Origin of the sequence: Dyadobacter sp. 676, from assembly GCF_040448675.1 — a bacterium.
Lineage (GTDB): Bacteria > Bacteroidota > Bacteroidia > Cytophagales > Spirosomataceae > Dyadobacter.
On sequence record NZ_CP159289.1, the window covers coordinates 2,233,558 to 2,249,637 of the forward strand.

The following is a 16,080-nucleotide window of genomic DNA, read 5'->3' on the forward strand; positions in this document are numbered from 1 at the left end:
ATGCGCAAAGCGGGGATATTCATCGTCTTCCTGGCCGCTATGGCCGGCGCCTTGCGTAGTCGGGGGCAGGTTTTGCCGTTGGGTCAATGGCAAAACCATTTCAATTATCTCTCCGCCAAACAGGTTGTGCAGGCAGGATCGCAGATTTATTGCGCTTCCTACAATGGGCTCTTTGCCGTCGATACTAAAACCGGCGAAATCCGCCAGTACTCGAAATCCGAGGGACTCAGCAACACAGGCGTAGCCGCTATGGGTTACTTACCGGCCTCACAACTCCTTCTGCTCGCATACCGCAATGGGATTATCGACTTCGTTTACCTCAACGATCGATCCGCTCCGGATCAGATCGAAACGTGGGACCTTCTGACTACTACCCAGGGGTTGCCGGTGGAAAAGGATATCCGGCGTATCGTTTTCAGGGGAAACCTGGCCTACATCGCAACGGCATTCGGCGTACTGGTCCTCGACACGCAGTTACGGCAGGTGGAAGATACCTATCGTTACATTGGGCCGAATGGCACGCAGGTGAGCATCGGCGACATAGCATTCTCCGGCGACTCGCTTTTCGTCGTAACTCCACTCGGCATCCTTGCCACCTCCATGCGCGACGATATAAACCGGCAATATTTCGCAAACTGGAAATCGATAGCCAGCCCCGGAAATATTTCGAACATTATGTTTTTCCGGTCGGCCATTCATGCCGCGATTCCCCGAAAAGGTGTTTATAAGTATGATGAAGGGCGATGGGCACCGGTGTACACCTCCGCCAGTCCGAACCTGCGAATACTCGATGGCGGACAAACGCTGACCGTATCTACTGGCAATGCCGTCGTCAGCCTTGACGACCGATATAATGCTCGGACATTCAGCAGCCCATTCTTCGGCAGCGTCCGCTCGGGTGTCCATACAACACCCGCGACGTTCTGGATCGCCGACGGAAAAAATGGCTTGGTCACCAATCAGGTTTCGGATTTCAAGTCATATTCCCCTGCGCAGGGAGATACCACCGTTTTCCCACGACCGGACTCGATTATAACCGACCTCAACGGACTGTCGTGGACGAGACTTCCCGAAACACTAGGTGGGGGAATACTGGTCAGTAATGCAGACCGCACCCGCCAAAGAGTACTTTCCACATCGATCGGCAATGGCAGCCTGCCCGCTTCGAAAATCAACAGTCTCGCGAAAGACCAGGACGGATACATCTGGTTTGCCAGCACAAAAGGCGTGGGTTACTTTATACCCGACGGCATCCTGCAAGCAGCGCGTGTGGATGCGATATTGCCTGTATACGGCCAGCGCCCACTTTTTAATAACGAAGAATGCACGGCCCTGGCAGTAGAACCAGGCAACCGGAAATGGATTGGCACCCGCACCGGGCTCTACCAGTTCAATACCGACGGCACGGAACTGCTCAGGAAATTCACATCGGCAGGTAGCCCGCTTCCATCCGACATTATTCATGCCTTGCGGTTCGAGCCTGAAACGGGCCTGCTTTTTGTCGATACACCCGCGGGAATGGTCTCCTACCAGAGCAATGCGAAAACGCCGGCCGTGAATCTGAATAATGTGATCATCTTCCCCAATCCGGTCAGGCCAGGTTATTCAGGCAATATCGGCATCAGTGGCGTAACCGGCCAGGCAACCGTCAAAATCACCGACCTGGCAGGCAGACCGGTGTTTGAAACCCGCTCAGAAGGCGGGCTAGCTTCGTGGAACCTGAACGACTACACCGGCCGCCGGGCCGCCGCAGGAATATACATTGTATTCATCGTATCGGCCGACGGCACCGAGCACCAGGCGGGCAAATTGGCAATTATTAATTAAAATCATAAATTAATCCAGGCGTTCAGACTAGCGGACGCACCGTGAGCATATGATCTCGAATCAGGAAAAAGTGCCGTATATCGTAGGGATAACCGGGGGGAGCGCGTCGGGAAAGACGTATTTCATGAAGAACCTCATAGACGCTTTCGGGAAAGACGAAATCACGCGGATCTCGCAGGACAATTATTACAGGCCGATCCATGAAATTCCGCGGGACGAAAACGGGGTGGAGAATTTCGACTTGCCGGAAACGATAGATCATCATCTTTTCGCCGAACATATTGCCGTTTTGAGGGCAGGCCGTTCTGTGCAACAAAAGGAATATACCTTCAACAACCCGCTGATCAAGCCCGAAATACTGGTTTTTGAGCCCAGGCCGATTATCATTGTGGAGGGGATTTTCGTTTTTTACTTCCCCGAGATAGCGCGGCTCATCGATTTGAAAATTTTTGTCGATGCCAAGGAGCATGTTAAAATAAAACGGCGGATTATTCGTGATAATAGTGAGCGCGGCTACGATCTCGACGATGTACTGTACCGTTGGGAACATCACGTGGCCCCGACTTACGATAAATTTATACTTCCCCTGCGCGCGGAGGCGGATATGATCATCAATAACAATTCGCGGTTCGATACAGGCTTGCAGGTGCTAATTGGCTTTTTGAAGGGGAAACTAGAAGAAAAAAACAATAGCCTTGCTCCGTGATAAGTCCACTGATCGCGACATTAATCTTTGGTGTAACACCTATTTTGATTATAATTGCGATTAATTTGGTACAATTTTTGTATCGCCTGTTATCAACACTCAAACGAATCCTTTCTTAAATACTAATCTTTAAATTCACTTAACTATCTCAACCATGAAAAGATACCTATTTATGGCGCTTTTTGCCACGTTCTTCATTTCTTGCTCCGATGACGATAAAGTTGACCCTGACTTGACCAAGGACTTTGTTGGCAACTGGAAGGGAGAGGTTAAGAAGGAAGTAGGGTATGAATACAGTTCAGATTGGCTGATAAGCAGAGTAGACGACAAAACTGTAAAAATTGTTTCGACATACAAGTTGGTATCCACCGATCCTAAAATCCCGTCTTCCACCGAGGTTTCTAACATTAACGACGTTATAATATCGAAGGCCAACGACAACACATTAACAATGACCACAACACAGGAGATAGCAATACCAGGCGACACCATTTTAGTCAAAGGAACCGGAGTCGTGTCAGGTAGATCGTTAACTGTGACTTCTACGGGAACTTCAAAGAAAACCGGCGTAGTAACAAAGCCTCCGGTTCAGAGATTCACAAAAGAATAGAGAAATTATCGCATAGGCTAAAATCCTGTTATTAATTACTGATGAAAAACACACTTTATATTCTGATTGTTATCGCAAGTCTTGCCGTGTCCTGCGATGACGACGTTACTTCTCCGAAAAATGACTATGAGTATTTTCCCCTGGAAGTTGGCAGCTATACAGTATATGAAGTGAAAGAGGAAATTTATTCTGCCGGAAAGACCGAACCGAAAACGTCTTCCTGGCAGGAAAAAGACCAGATCATCGATAAAACAGACGACGGCGATTCTGAATCATTCATTTTGGCCCGATTTACGCGAAGCACTGGCAGTGATTATTGGGTCAAAACCAAAGAGTTCAGAATCAACCGCACGCCGGATAAGATTCTTACCAGCATTGACTCGGAAACTTTTTTTTCCCTTATTTTTCCGGTTAGTGAGAGCGTACGATGGAACGGCAATGCGTATAATAACCGCGATAAGGAGGATTACTTTTATCAGGATATTAACCGGCCGTACTCTGAATCCAAACAGCGTTTTGATAACACCCTGACAGTCGTTGAGCGGATGGACTCGTCAATCATCAATCGATACACAGGAATCAAAAAGTATGCCTTAGGGGTGGGTTTAATTTATGACGATCAGGTGTCCTATGAATATTGCCAAACCCCTGAATGCCTCGAAAGCGACATCCGCGTTGTGGAATCGGGCACACATAGGACAAGAAAAATCCTGGAATTTGGCACCAGTAAGTAATTGGACTCCCCCGCCAAATGTCCGCGATGGTATAACATGACGTTTATATTGTGGAATCATCACATTTATTTCACATAATCTTTGCTAATTTGGAAAATTAGAGTACTTTTACGGCGGATACTATTTTAACTCATAAAACACTGTATATGAAAACTGTTTCGATGCACTCTACACAGACAAAAAGGACTTATCGTCAACCAACTCTGAATAAATTCGGAAGCGTAAGCGTGCTGACCAAAGGTAAATTAGGGAGCGCTTTCGACGGCCCAGGTCAACCTGTTAAGTTTGACGGACTTGGAGAGTCGTAGTATTCTACCTCTTTCAGATTAACCGAATTTATTAAAGTTGTTAATTGAAGGTTTCATTAGCTATCATACTGCTGTACCGAAAGTGGGCAAGCAGTATGATAGTATTTTTTTCTTGATGGTGGATTTATCGGTGAACACGGTGTAAATCGACTAGCAGGAAATTTTCCCACATACCTCATACATGCTCCTGATCATGAGGGGAATATTCGGAATCGCTCGAATTTGCGCGGAGAGGAACTTCGTCATCTCTCTGTACAACTCTCTTCGACGCCCGATCTTCACATCGGAGTTTGGTATGAGGAAGATACAAAACGCCTCCTGTTGTCTCGGGATGTCTTCGGTGTTATCCCCCTATTCTACTCTTATTTACCGGGCAAATACTTCGCATTTTCCACGGACCTCAAACATTTGATCCGAAACGAGGAGGTGTCGCGGCATAATGGCATCCATGTCGGGAAAATAGTATCACATTGTTCTTCCTATCACCCCGGCTTTATTCATGATGCCTCATCGACTTTCTTTTCCTCTATTCAGTCGGTGTTGCCGGGCCATATTTTAACAGTAGATGCGATCTCATGCGATCTCAGGCGCTATGTCAACTTTAAGCCAGAGAAATGGTCTCATTTGAAAACGCCTGGCGACTATACGGAGGCCTTACGCAGCAAATTTAGCAGAGCGGTCGGGCAATGTATCCCAAACACACTTGAAAACATCGGATCCCATTTGAGTGGTGGGCTTGACTCCTCGTCCGTAAGCTCTATGGCAAGGCACCTTTGGAGTGAAAGAGCACTTCACACTTTCCATATCGTATCTCAAAGCCGTTCTTCCAACGAAACTGCATATGCCGAGGCCGTAGCTGGTTCTATCGGTTCATTTCACCACCTGGTTTATCCTCCTTCTAACGACTTGGAGGCTCTCGAGTTAAGTACACAATTATACGGGCAACCGGAGGCCAACTTCCTATCTCCTGCCTCCAACCTCGAGACAATATCAAGCGCGGCCCAGCATGGCTGCAGAATATTACTTAATGGCTTTGGCGGAGACTCTGTGATAGGCAGTGGTAGCGAGCTCGTTGTGCAGGCTTTTGATGCACAAGATTGGAAAAACTATGAGGAGTTACTCAAAAAAAGGGTCAAATATTTCGCTCTTGCCGATCAATACCCTGATTGGAATTCTTTGTCGGACAGCAAAAAATTTGAGCTCGTTCTTCAAAATTCACTCTACAGGCGTTTCTCAACAAGCCGGGACAGATCCCCTAAGGCACTATTTCGCCTTTACCAATCACTTCCCGGCAACCTTAAGCCCTCGCCTTCATACTTCTTGAACAGATACATAAAAAGCCTGATTTTCCGAGTTAGGCATCGTATCAACACAAGAAATAGCCAGGCTTCGATTCTTCATCCTGAAATTGAAGATCTGTATGGCAGGCAGGATTATCTATCGACTAGTTTTCCGACTGCTTTGAGAGGTGACCTTCCAGCGAGTTATCAGGAGTTATTTCAGGATGTTTTTCATCCACATGTTATCAAGACTCAGGAAGAATTTTTCATTCTGGGTAACCATTACGGCGTAAGTTGCCGCTCCCCATTTATGGATCACGAGCTTTTTGAGCTGAACCTGTCAATACCAGATATCATAAAGTTTGGTGACGGAATCGGTCGTGCGCATTTACGTGAAGCAATGAAAGGGATTCTAACGGACAAAGTCAGGCTGCGGCATACCAAAGCCACATTAAGTTCGTCGGACGGCCACAACATGACGATTCGCCTGTATGACCAGGCAAAACATTATCTTTTTGACAATCAGGAAGTATGGCAATATCTTGATCGTCAGAAATTCGGGGAGCAAATCAAGATCGCGCTTAATTCCAGAATTCCGCATTGGCAAAAAACCAATGTATATTTTCTCATCACGAGAGGCATTTCATTTGCCGTATGGCTTGACTGGTTGAAGAAGCATTCAATGAATGCTTCTTCAACCCAAATGCTATCTGAGTAACGCCAATTTACCAGATACACTCTTCTCTTCGCCCCCCTGGCTAATCATATTGACCTTATAGTAATACAAACCACTTGTATTTTGTGCAGGTTGCCAATACCATTCATTTACACCGGCTCTCGGTTTGTCAAGATGCTCTTTATGAACCAGTACGCCGCGCTGGTCGTAAATTGCCCAATCGATTCGGACAATAGGGTTACTTGCAGGTAATGTAGTTTCAAAACGAGCATAAGACGAAGCCGGATTAGGGCTGACAACAAGCTTCAAGACCTCGCTGTCGTCGGCTATGCGAAAACGGATTCTATAAGGTGCTGCACTAATATTACCGGCATCGTCGCTTCCCGTAACCAATAGTTCGTAAACTCCCGGCTCTGTCAGCGATTCTATCCAGTTAACTAATAACGAACGCTCCGTCAACGCCTCCATTTTGAGCAATTTTCCGGAAGAATAAGCCAGACGGGTAAAATCACAGGAATTGTCTTCACACGTCTTCAAAAAAACACTCACACGAGAAGTATCTGCCGAAAGAAAACGATCATCTTCCAAACCAATAACGATATTCGACCCCGGCTGAACAATTTCATCGTTCCTGATCATTCTACCATTGAACTTGACAGTTAAAGTTGGAGCGACTACATCCTTAATACTGCCCTGAGGATAGATAGATACGTTTTTCGCAATTTCCCAGTCGACCAACAATTCCGTTTTGTTATTGTTCTTGTTAAGTTCCTTAATTGTATTGGCCGGATCGAGCCTTACTTCAATTTTCTCTATCGGGTTAGCCGAGGTGGTCATTACCGTAATGGTATCATGGTATGCAAACCCGGAAACGGTATCCTTTACCTGCGTTTGTCCACCTTTCGAAAAATAGGTGATTTCGATGGGTAGCTCTCCGTTCGGTACATATCTGCCCAGATTATCAACGCGTACGCTCAGTTTAATCTTCGTAGAAGCTCCGATCGTCTTATCCGGCGATTCTGAATAAATCCTAATCCCTTCGTCAGGGTCAACAGTGTAATCGGGATTTGCTACTGAAATCACTTTGAGGGCCGGATCACCCTGAAGCACCGATTGGTGAATATTCGCAACATTGTATATCCCCGGGTCCTCCTTAACGATTTTCGATGCGATTGCCTTTTGAATGTCACCGATGGGTAGATTGTACGTAAATGGGTCCGAAAACATCGCTTCATAGAGCTTAGTTAAGTAGCCGGACGACGGACTCACAAAGCTTTCGAAAGAGTTGGCAATGATCGCTATCGCCCCTCTCTTAGCTGCTAAGAGCCAATCCATCGACAAAGGATACCTGTCGTTTGCACCTGGATTAGGGTTGAACCGGGCGCTAAAAATGTTCCCGACTCCACAACCATTAAAGTACATCATCGGATACATGCCTTGATTGCTATAACCTCTATCGGCATCGGTGATGTAGCCCATGTCCAGGTCTGTAACAGTTGTAGATCCATGACCGAAATAGGTGATTAGCCCAACCCCTTCATTTACCTCCGGTGTAATATTGACCGTTTCTACCTCCCCGATCGCTTGCTGCTTCACAAATGGCTTTACGGAACCCCCCAACGATTCCACCGGATACCTTCGGCTCCAGTGTAGCAAGCAACTGCTTCAATTGCGTGATCTCGGAAACCGATTTCCCACCATTCAAATGCAATACATTCTTTCTCCAACCATAACTACCTGTGGCGTTATGTTCATATTCCTTAACCTTTTCCAGATAGTCATGTATATTTTGATTAGTCACAGCACTAAGCCTCCCAACCGGAATCGCAGGCACATCCCTAGCGGTGCCTCCCAACCCCTCCACAAGAAGAATGTCGGAGGCAGGAAAGCCGATCGTAGGAACTTCATCCGGCAACTCTCTAACCATTCGCTCATTATGGGTTATAGATTTACCAATCAGATACAAATACTTGTTCTTCTTTCCGTCGGAAATCATATAATCAACAAAATTTCTGATCGCCACCGGACTCGGCTCCCCGTAGTTGAATTGATTATAAATATCTTTGATGTTGGCTACAAGGGTCGTAAATCCTCCCCCTTCAGACGTAGAACGGTAAGCCGCATATTCTTTTGAGCCCGCGAGAAGATTTTCACTTGTGATGATGATATAATTGGCATTTAAGGGATATTTCGTACTGAAGTTCGCCACGCTGACTTTCGCTTTCTGAATTGTCACCGATTCGCTGGTGACCAACAGTCTTGTATCTTTGCCGGCAGATCTGGGCACCATAATTTCCGTTGCGTTTCCTTCAATGATCACTGGCTTATCTACATCTGTTATATCCATAACAGTACTATTCGCGGGAGCATTTGTGACGTTTAAGCGCGTATAGGTGTCGGACGTCTTGCGAAGAAAAAACTCGCTCGTGCTCTTACCCTTCATGTCTGTTTGTTGAGGATACTTTACGGAATAGTAAGTGAGTGAATACCCATCAATAGCATTCGTACCTACCGCTTTCAAATTAAGTATTCCTTTCCCTTGAGCATCGAGGTCATTGCTTTCCAATGGAAAAGAGTATTGTGAGCCGCCAAATCCACTGTTAGGCAGAGCGTAAACCAGTCGAAGCGATTGCTCGTCTTTTCCAACCCGGATCTCAATGTTTTTTGCTCCCGGGCTCCTGCCATGCACCAGTAGCTTCACTATGGGTTTATCAACACCGTTATTAACGTAATTTGTAAGCTGGATAGCAAAAGAACTGGCCTTACCTTCCATGGACGCCTTCCCAGTTCGGCTGGCGCCTATTTCAAAAAAACTATTGAAAAAAGATGGCCTGAGATATGAATTGGTGCTAAGCGAATATTCATTTTTATAAGTAACCAGATTTTCGGCAATATGGAAGCCCGCCGGAACATCCTGTGCGGTAACTGCTTTAGTACTTCGGACTGCTCTCAATCCTGCTGTATCACCGACGGTTAAAAAATAGGCGCCTTCATCCGAATACATACTCCAATATGGATTTATCCGTGAACTTGTCGGCCGGTAAAGCAATGAGTCACTTCCGCCGTCGTTCGGCACAGCATAGAACACAACTTCCTTATTATCTGTAGAAATAATGGCTACCTGTTTACCACGATGCCACAGCTGAATCCTGGTAACATCATTGACCGGAAAATCTGCGGGTAAAACGGAAAATGGAAGTTTGTGTATTCCGGCCTGGGTAATCCCTATTCTCACATAAGGCTTTCCGTAAACAATCCAGTTGTTCCGGTACGGCGGCCCCCATTGTGCGGAAACACTCAAAACCTTAAAACTCAGCAGAACAGCGAGGCAAAAAGTAAATCTGAAACTCATAGTTATCAAACAAAAAAGGCTGACATACACGAATTATCATGAATGTCAGCCGGCATATTTATGTCCTATTTCTTAACTACTTTTTTATGATACACATCACCGTTTTCAGTGTGTACTTCGAGGATGTATTCACCGGCCGCCAGTTGCGAAAGATTCAGCTTGAGACCAGTCTGGTCTTTCAGCACAGGTTGTCCTGCTATGTTAACCAGGTTCCAGCTCCTGATCTTTACCGGAGCATTGAGCGCAATTTCGGCTACATCGGCGATCGGATTAGGCGAAACAACGAAAAACTTCGACTCTTCACGTCTTACGGATACGATAGTCGAGTAAGTACTTTTACCATCAACAATGTTACCATCAACTACCGTACTGTTATCGACCTGCTTAAGACGATAATAGCTTACGCCTGTCAGCGGCTTAGAATCGTAGAATGTGTAACTTGTTTCAGTTTCCGTTGTACCCTTGCCTTCTACTCTGCCGATTTCTTCAAACAGTTTTCCGTTGTAGCTTCTCTCGACAATGAAATGGCTGTTATTTTTCTCAGACGCAGTTTTCCAATCAACGCGTACCTTTTCATTTTCTGTCTTGGCGCCAAATGAAATCAATTTAACCGGCAATGCACCGTCCGTGATCAGGATTCTCAAAGCGGGATCCCCCTGCAAGAGCACCTGATGCACATTGGCCCTGTCTGCGTCATAAAAGGACGCTACGCGTGAATTCTGTGCCACATTATAGGTATATGCTTTTTGTAGCTTGGTCAACCGGGCAACTTCCTTTGAGGATGTTACCAATGGATTTTCTATTTACGTCGGTTTCCATAAAGATCTGCGCATACAGCTTATCCAGGTATTCATTGGACGTACTGGCGTACGCATCCCAGGTATTTCCAAATACAGCCACCGCACCTTTGTTCGGGGCCAATAACCAATCAAGCGACATGGGCCGAACCGAGGAAGCCGGCGTTGTTCCGAACAAACCGTTACGCCCGCTAAACACGTTATTAACGCCACAACCATTGTAAAACAGAACCGGAAAGTTATTAGGGTTATTATAGCCCTTGGCTGGATCACTTACGTAACCGGCGTTGTAATCCGTTTTATCGACACCCCCATGTCCAAAATAGGTTACCATTCCGACCCCGGCGCCATTCAGCTCAGCTGCAAAATTCATTTCGATCACGTCATCACTGGCAACCGTCTTCAACTTTGGAATGATATTCCCTGAAAAAGGGTTGCTGGTAACGTCGACTGAAATCGCGTTAAGATAGTCGGCGAATTGGTTAATTTCCGTTGAAGATTTACCACCGTTCATATGAATGACATTCTTTCGCCATCCAAGGTCGGTTTGACTCTCGTACTTTTGCACCTTCGCGAGGTAATCCAGTACTTGCTGGTTCGAAATTGCCGCCACACGTCCCACAGCCACCGCCGGCACGTCGTCTGGCGCCCCTGCCAAACCATCCGTAAGCAGCAAATCCGATCCGGGATAACCCACCGTAGGAACTTCATCTGGAATTTCCCTCGTCATCCTTTCTGGAAATGTGTTTGATCTTCCCAACAAAAGCAGGAATTTATCATCTTTCTTGCCATCCGAGATCATAAAATCAACAAATCTTCTTATTGCCACAGGGCTTGGTTCCCCATAGTTGAACTGATTATATGCATCGCGGATGCTAATTACCAACGGCTTGTACTTTTTACCCGGACTAGCATCCCGACGATAGGTTGCATATGCCTCGGCAGAGCTCGTCATAGTATTTGAACATACAATAAGATAATCGTAGCTGGCAGGATTGATCTCTTTAAATGTCGCATTTGAAATCTTATTCGCTGCGACAGTAGTTATCTGGTTGCTAACCAAGAGATTGATTTTCTGCCCATTCCGGTCAATCAGAAGTGCCGACGGATTTCCAGGGATTATTCTCGGCACATCCGGATTGGTAATGTCGTAGACCTGAACACCTGCTGGAGTATTTGTGATTGAAACGGATGATTGAGTACCGGGACCAACCGCCGGCAATTCGAATTCGTATGAGTTAAGCCCCTGCATATTAAGCGCCTGATCATACACAAGTGTAAAATAGGAGACAGAATAACCGCTTCCCTCGTATCCTACCTGAGTCGATTTAAATCCAAGCGTACCAACTCCGTTGGCATCGAAGTCGCTATCCTGCAAGTCGAAATTAAAATCATAATCATTTAATTCAGAAATGCTGATGGTTCCGACAGATCTCAATGTCGCAGCGGTTTTACCCACATAAATCTCCGCAGTCGATGAGCCTAACCTACCTTTCAGATGAACCGACATTTTCTTTGGAGCTGCTCCAACCGGAAATTTGATTTGAAAACTGAAAGGTTCCGGTTGATAAGAGGATGGGAAGATTATCGAAGATTTCGGATTCAAAGTCTGGATATTGTTCCCGAGGAAATATCCCATGAGCGATGTGCCTGTATATTGCTTTCCTTCTTCAAAATAACTGTTATAAGTGGATGGGCGGTAGTAAGTCTGGGAACTGTGTGAATATTCATTCTTATAAATCCTTACGTCAGTTTTCACGTGTGACTGCACTGCAACCGGAGAGGGGTTTGATGAAGGTGTAGCGGTTATCGCCCTATTACCGTTCGCCGCTGGATTAATCGTAAGAAAATAAGAACTCTCATCCGAATAGATGCTGAAATACGGGTTTTTACGACTTGTACTAAGCCTGTAAAGAAGGGCATCGGAGGCGCCGTCGTTGGGTACTCCATAGAAAAGAATTTCATTGGCATCCGCCTTGATAATGCTCACCTGCGTGCCACGATGCCACAGTTCCAGCCTATTTTTATCTGCATCTTTGAATGCCTGCGGTAAATCAGCGATATTGACTTTGTGAATCCCTTTTGCGGTTACGCCTATTCTAACCCAAGGTTGAGAATATTTACCGGCAAGCCACTCATTTCCATGGGAACCGCTCCACTTTTGAGCAATGCCGTTCGTGCTTGCGATAAAGACAACGACGACCAGCGCCTTAAAAATCCTCAGTAAACTCAGTGTGTTTAAAGTAGAAAATGTTTTCATACATAGATTATTTGTTTTCTTTCAAATTTAGGGAATATACAATATTGAAAATGCAGCCAATAGGCTGTATACAATTATAAATCTACAACAAGTTTTGAAGTTCGCAAAATTTCGGTAGGGCTTGAAAACGACGTTGAGCAGCGCCAGAGACGACAGTCCAGATAACGACAAAAATGCCCTACTAGTATGTAAACAAAGGATATTTCAACTCAGCGGATATGCTCTGATATTACCCTTGCCATTTTTGCAACATAGTAAGTTTTAATTGCCCCCTGCCAAGAACTTACGACCTGCCATAACTTTTATTTTTGAAATTATACTATTTTCGAAACAAATATTGTTAGAACGATTGTTATCTAGCAACAATTTGTACTTTTCCGGGCTTAGGCCTTCTTACCATATTTCTTTTTTTCGTGATGAATACCAAAAAGTCTTCAAAAACGAGCTCACCTGACGTGGTTTTGATAGGGGCAGGCATTATGAGCGCTACGCTCGGGGTTCTACTGAAAAAGCTTAATCCTTCCATTACCATCTCTATTTTCGAACGCCTTGACCGCGTCACTGCCGAGAGCTCAGATCCATGGAACAATGCCGGTACAGGCCATTCCGCTTTCTGTGAATTGAATTATACCCCGCAGCTTCCCGACGGCTCTATCGAAACAAAAAAAGCGATCAAAATCGCCGAGTCATTCGAGGTATCGAAGGAGTTCTGGGCATACCTCGTCGAAAATGGTGTGATCGATTCGCCTGATACATTTATCCACAATATTCCCCACCTGAGCTTTGTTTGGGGTGAAGAAAACGTGGACTATCTGCGCAAACGTTATAAAGCCCTTACAAGCCATCACCTGTTTCACGGAATGGAATACACCGAAGACAGGGACGTGATCGCGGGTTGGGCACCGCTGGTCATGAACGGCCGCCGCACAGATGAAAAAGTGGCCGCTACGCGCATGGAATTGGGCACGGACGTCAACTTCGGCGCGCTGACGAAGGCTATGTTCGATTACCTGGAAAAGCAGGATGGGGTCAATTTGTTCCTTAACTACGAGGTCGACGACTTGTCGCGCAGGAAGGACAATGCATGGCAAATTGAAGTAAAGGACCGGGCAACAAAAAAAACAAGCAAGGTCCAGACCAAATTCGTATTCATCGGCGCAGGCGGCGGATCGCTGCCTCTGCTCGAAAAATCGGACATTCCCGAGGGTAAAGGCTTTGGCGGTTTCCCTGTGAGCGGCCAGTGGCTGGTGTGCAACAAGCCTGAAATTATCGAGAAACATCAGGCGAAAGTGTATGGTAAAGCTTCGGTTGGCTCCCCACCGATGTCGGTGCCTCACCTGGATACCCGGATCATCGATGGCAAAAAAGCATTGCTTTTCGGTCCGTATGCCGGTTTTTCTACTAAATTTCTGAAAAATGGCTCTTACCTCGATCTTCCGCTTTCCATTAAGCTGAACAATATTAAGCCGATGATCGCTGCGGGGCTGCATAACATCCCGTTGACGAAATATCTGATCGATCAGGTAAGACAATCGCCGCAAGACCGCCTGGAGGCGTTGAAGGATTATTTCCCCGAAGCGAAACTGGAAGACTGGGATCTCGAAACAGCCGGCCAGCGCGTTCAGGTAATCAAGAAAGATAAAAAGGCAGGCGGCGTTCTCGAATTCGGGACCGAAATGGTGACTGCCGGCGACGGCTCATTGGCTGCATTGCTCGGCGCATCCCCGGGAGCTTCTACGGCGGTGTCGATCATGCTCGATCTGATCCATCGCTGCTTTGCGGAGGCCAAAACGCCGGAATGGCAAAGCCAGTTCAAGAAAATCATCCCGTCGTTCGGGAAGTCACTTTCGAAGGAAAAAGACCTTGCTGCCAAAACCCGGGCCTGGACTACCGAAGTGTTGCATTTGAGTGCTTCGCACCTGGAAGCAGAATTGACGGCTTGATTCAGAATGCTCGACATTGAAAAGCCCTGGAGGTCCGGGGCTTTTTGTCTTTTATTCGATAAATACTTCCGAAAGATCAATTGTAAGATCAGGAAAAACAGCCGAGCATAGCAATTCGCCGTTTACCTTCGGATGTTGTCCCACAAATTTGCCTGATTCGTCGAGTAAGAAAATATTGACGTGCTCATATTCAGGATAAACTACCCAATATTCCCGCACACCGCTTTCTTCATACACATTAAATTTTTGGCTTATCTCCCTTGGCGAACTGCCGGGTGAGAGCACTTCGATCACCAGTTCGGGCGCTCCCAAACAACCTCGGTCGTCCAGTTTGGATAAATCACATATTACGCAAATATCCGGCTGCAAAACCGTTGTGATCTCCTGATTGCTCTTCTTGTCCTTTATTGGTAGCCTTACATCAAATGGAGCTGAATATGCGCGACAGGGGTGTTCTTTAATTTGATTTCCAATGGCCAGACTTAAATTCCAAACAATACCCTGATGTCGCCGCGACGGAGCAGGCGACATTTTATAAATATATCCTCTGATCAGTTCCAGACGTTCCTTGAATTGCCATTTCAGGTAATCCGCATAAGTATATTGCCTGGTAAGGTCCAGCTGGTCGAAACTTGTGATCATTGGCCAGTTCGTTTTTTACAATATTACCAAATTAAGCCCTATTTCCATTGCTAACCAACCGGTTCGATGCGCAAACCCATCATTTGGATAAGAAACAGGTCAGAACGCCAGCGATCTCAGAAACCGCAGCCCGTCAACGGCTATCGCCTCGCGCGACGGTTCGACCTGACGCCAGATCGACGCGGCTTTGGCAATAACCTTTACATCCGGAGTGAAGGATTCAATCACAATGTCCCCCGGATAATGAATGTGGTCGAGTGCGGCAAAAATGCGGTCCCAGTTAATCTGATCATTGCCGGGTGTGCCGCGGTCGCTGCCCGAAGCGTGTAAAAGCCCCAGCCTGTTTCCGGCTTTCCGGATGGCGAGCCCCGGGTCCTTTTCTTCCAGATTCATGTGGAAGGTATCGAGATGTACCTGCAATGCATCGCTCCCCACCTCTTCGATCATGCGCAAGGCCTGGTCGCAGGTATTGATAAAATCGGTTTCATACCGGTTCAGCGGTTCTATTGCCAGTTTGACCTCATGCCTTGCCGCGAAATCGGCAAGTATTCTCAGGTTCGCAGCAACCTGCGCCCACTGCTTCCGCTTCTGATCGTCCGGCACAAGTTCGGCCCGGCCTACCGCCGAATAAATGGGCCCGGCTACCAGCTTGCTGCCCAATACCGGCGCAATGCGGATCAGCGCTTCCACGTATTCAATGGCCGTCATCTGGTCCTTTCTAGTACCTCTCAAATCCCGCCCCGGTCCTGTGGCCGCACAAACAGACCTGCAAGCCAGCCCGTTGTCGTCCAAAGCCTTTCTCACCAATTCAGGATCGATATTAGCGGGATCTTCCAATGCTATTTCAACGAAATCAAACCCCCACTCCCTGAACTGCGGAAAAAATGAGGTGCTTTCGTTCGTGAATGGTGAAGAAAACAGGTAGGTATTGATACCGAACTTCAT

At 46.5% G+C, this 16,080-nt stretch carries 12 protein-coding genes; 6 read left to right on the forward strand and 6 right to left on the reverse strand.

What is annotated here, in order from left to right:
- From ABV298_RS09985 to ABV298_RS10005, 5 genes are all read left to right on the forward strand, one after another.
- Positions 1-1,827 (forward strand): T9SS type A sorting domain-containing protein, encoded by a 1,827-nt coding sequence (locus ABV298_RS09985; RefSeq protein WP_353721979.1) that lies wholly within the window; start codon positions 1-3, stop codon positions 1,825-1,827.
- A 49-nt stretch (positions 1,828-1,876) separates the two neighbouring features.
- Positions 1,877-2,533, forward strand: coding sequence for a uridine kinase (locus ABV298_RS09990; protein WP_353721980.1), 657 nt, complete (start codon positions 1,877-1,879; stop codon positions 2,531-2,533).
- A gap of 154 nt (positions 2,534-2,687) precedes the next feature.
- On the forward strand, positions 2,688-3,143 hold the full coding sequence (locus ABV298_RS09995) for a hypothetical protein (RefSeq protein WP_353721981.1): 456 nt from the start codon (positions 2,688-2,690) through the stop codon (positions 3,141-3,143).
- A gap of 41 nt (positions 3,144-3,184) precedes the next feature.
- The gene (locus ABV298_RS10000; protein ID WP_353721982.1) at positions 3,185-3,877 is read left to right on the forward strand and encodes a hypothetical protein; all 693 of its coding nucleotides are present in this window, start codon (positions 3,185-3,187) and stop codon (positions 3,875-3,877) included.
- A 716-nt stretch (positions 3,878-4,593) separates the two neighbouring features.
- A complete protein-coding gene (locus ABV298_RS10005) occupies positions 4,594-6,183 on the forward strand; it encodes an asparagine synthase C-terminal domain-containing protein (RefSeq protein ID WP_353721983.1) in 1,590 nt (529 codons plus the stop codon).
- Here the strand turns inward: ABV298_RS10005 and ABV298_RS10010 are convergent.
- From ABV298_RS10010 to ABV298_RS10025, 4 genes are all read right to left on the reverse strand, one after another.
- Entirely contained in the window at positions 6,172-7,737 is a 1,566-nt protein-coding gene (locus ABV298_RS10010) for a C25 family cysteine peptidase (RefSeq protein ID WP_353721984.1), read from the reverse strand. The genes ABV298_RS10005 and ABV298_RS10010 overlap by 12 nt on opposite strands.
- Positions 7,679-9,493: a C25 family cysteine peptidase gene (locus tag ABV298_RS10015; RefSeq protein ID WP_353721985.1), complete on the reverse strand. Its 1,815-nt coding sequence runs from the start codon at positions 9,491-9,493 to the stop codon at positions 7,679-7,681. The genes ABV298_RS10010 and ABV298_RS10015 overlap by 59 nt, the downstream gene beginning before the upstream one ends.
- A gap of 65 nt (positions 9,494-9,558) precedes the next feature.
- Positions 9,559-10,254 (reverse strand): T9SS type A sorting domain-containing protein, encoded by a 696-nt coding sequence (locus tag ABV298_RS10020; protein WP_353721986.1) that lies wholly within the window; start codon positions 10,252-10,254, stop codon positions 9,559-9,561.
- Positions 10,223-12,550, reverse strand: a complete 2,328-nt coding sequence (locus ABV298_RS10025; RefSeq protein ID WP_353721987.1) for a C25 family cysteine peptidase — start codon at positions 12,548-12,550, stop codon at positions 10,223-10,225. Before ABV298_RS10025 ends, ABV298_RS10020 begins: the two co-directional genes overlap by 32 nt.
- A gap of 413 nt (positions 12,551-12,963) precedes the next feature.
- On the opposite strand from ABV298_RS10025, the gene ABV298_RS10030 reads away from it, so the two are divergent.
- Complete coding sequence (locus ABV298_RS10030) at positions 12,964-14,493, forward strand: malate:quinone oxidoreductase (protein WP_353721988.1); 1,530 nt, start codon at positions 12,964-12,966, stop codon at positions 14,491-14,493.
- A gap of 51 nt (positions 14,494-14,544) precedes the next feature.
- Here the strand turns inward: ABV298_RS10030 and ABV298_RS10035 are convergent, their stop codons facing one another.
- Both ABV298_RS10035 and ABV298_RS10040 read right to left on the reverse strand, forming a co-directional pair.
- Positions 14,545-15,135: a Uma2 family endonuclease gene (locus ABV298_RS10035; protein WP_353721989.1), complete on the reverse strand. Its 591-nt coding sequence runs from the start codon at positions 15,133-15,135 to the stop codon at positions 14,545-14,547.
- 99 nt (positions 15,136-15,234) lie between these two features.
- Positions 15,235-16,080, reverse strand: coding sequence for a sugar phosphate isomerase/epimerase (locus ABV298_RS10040; RefSeq protein ID WP_353721990.1), 846 nt, complete (start codon positions 16,078-16,080; stop codon positions 15,235-15,237).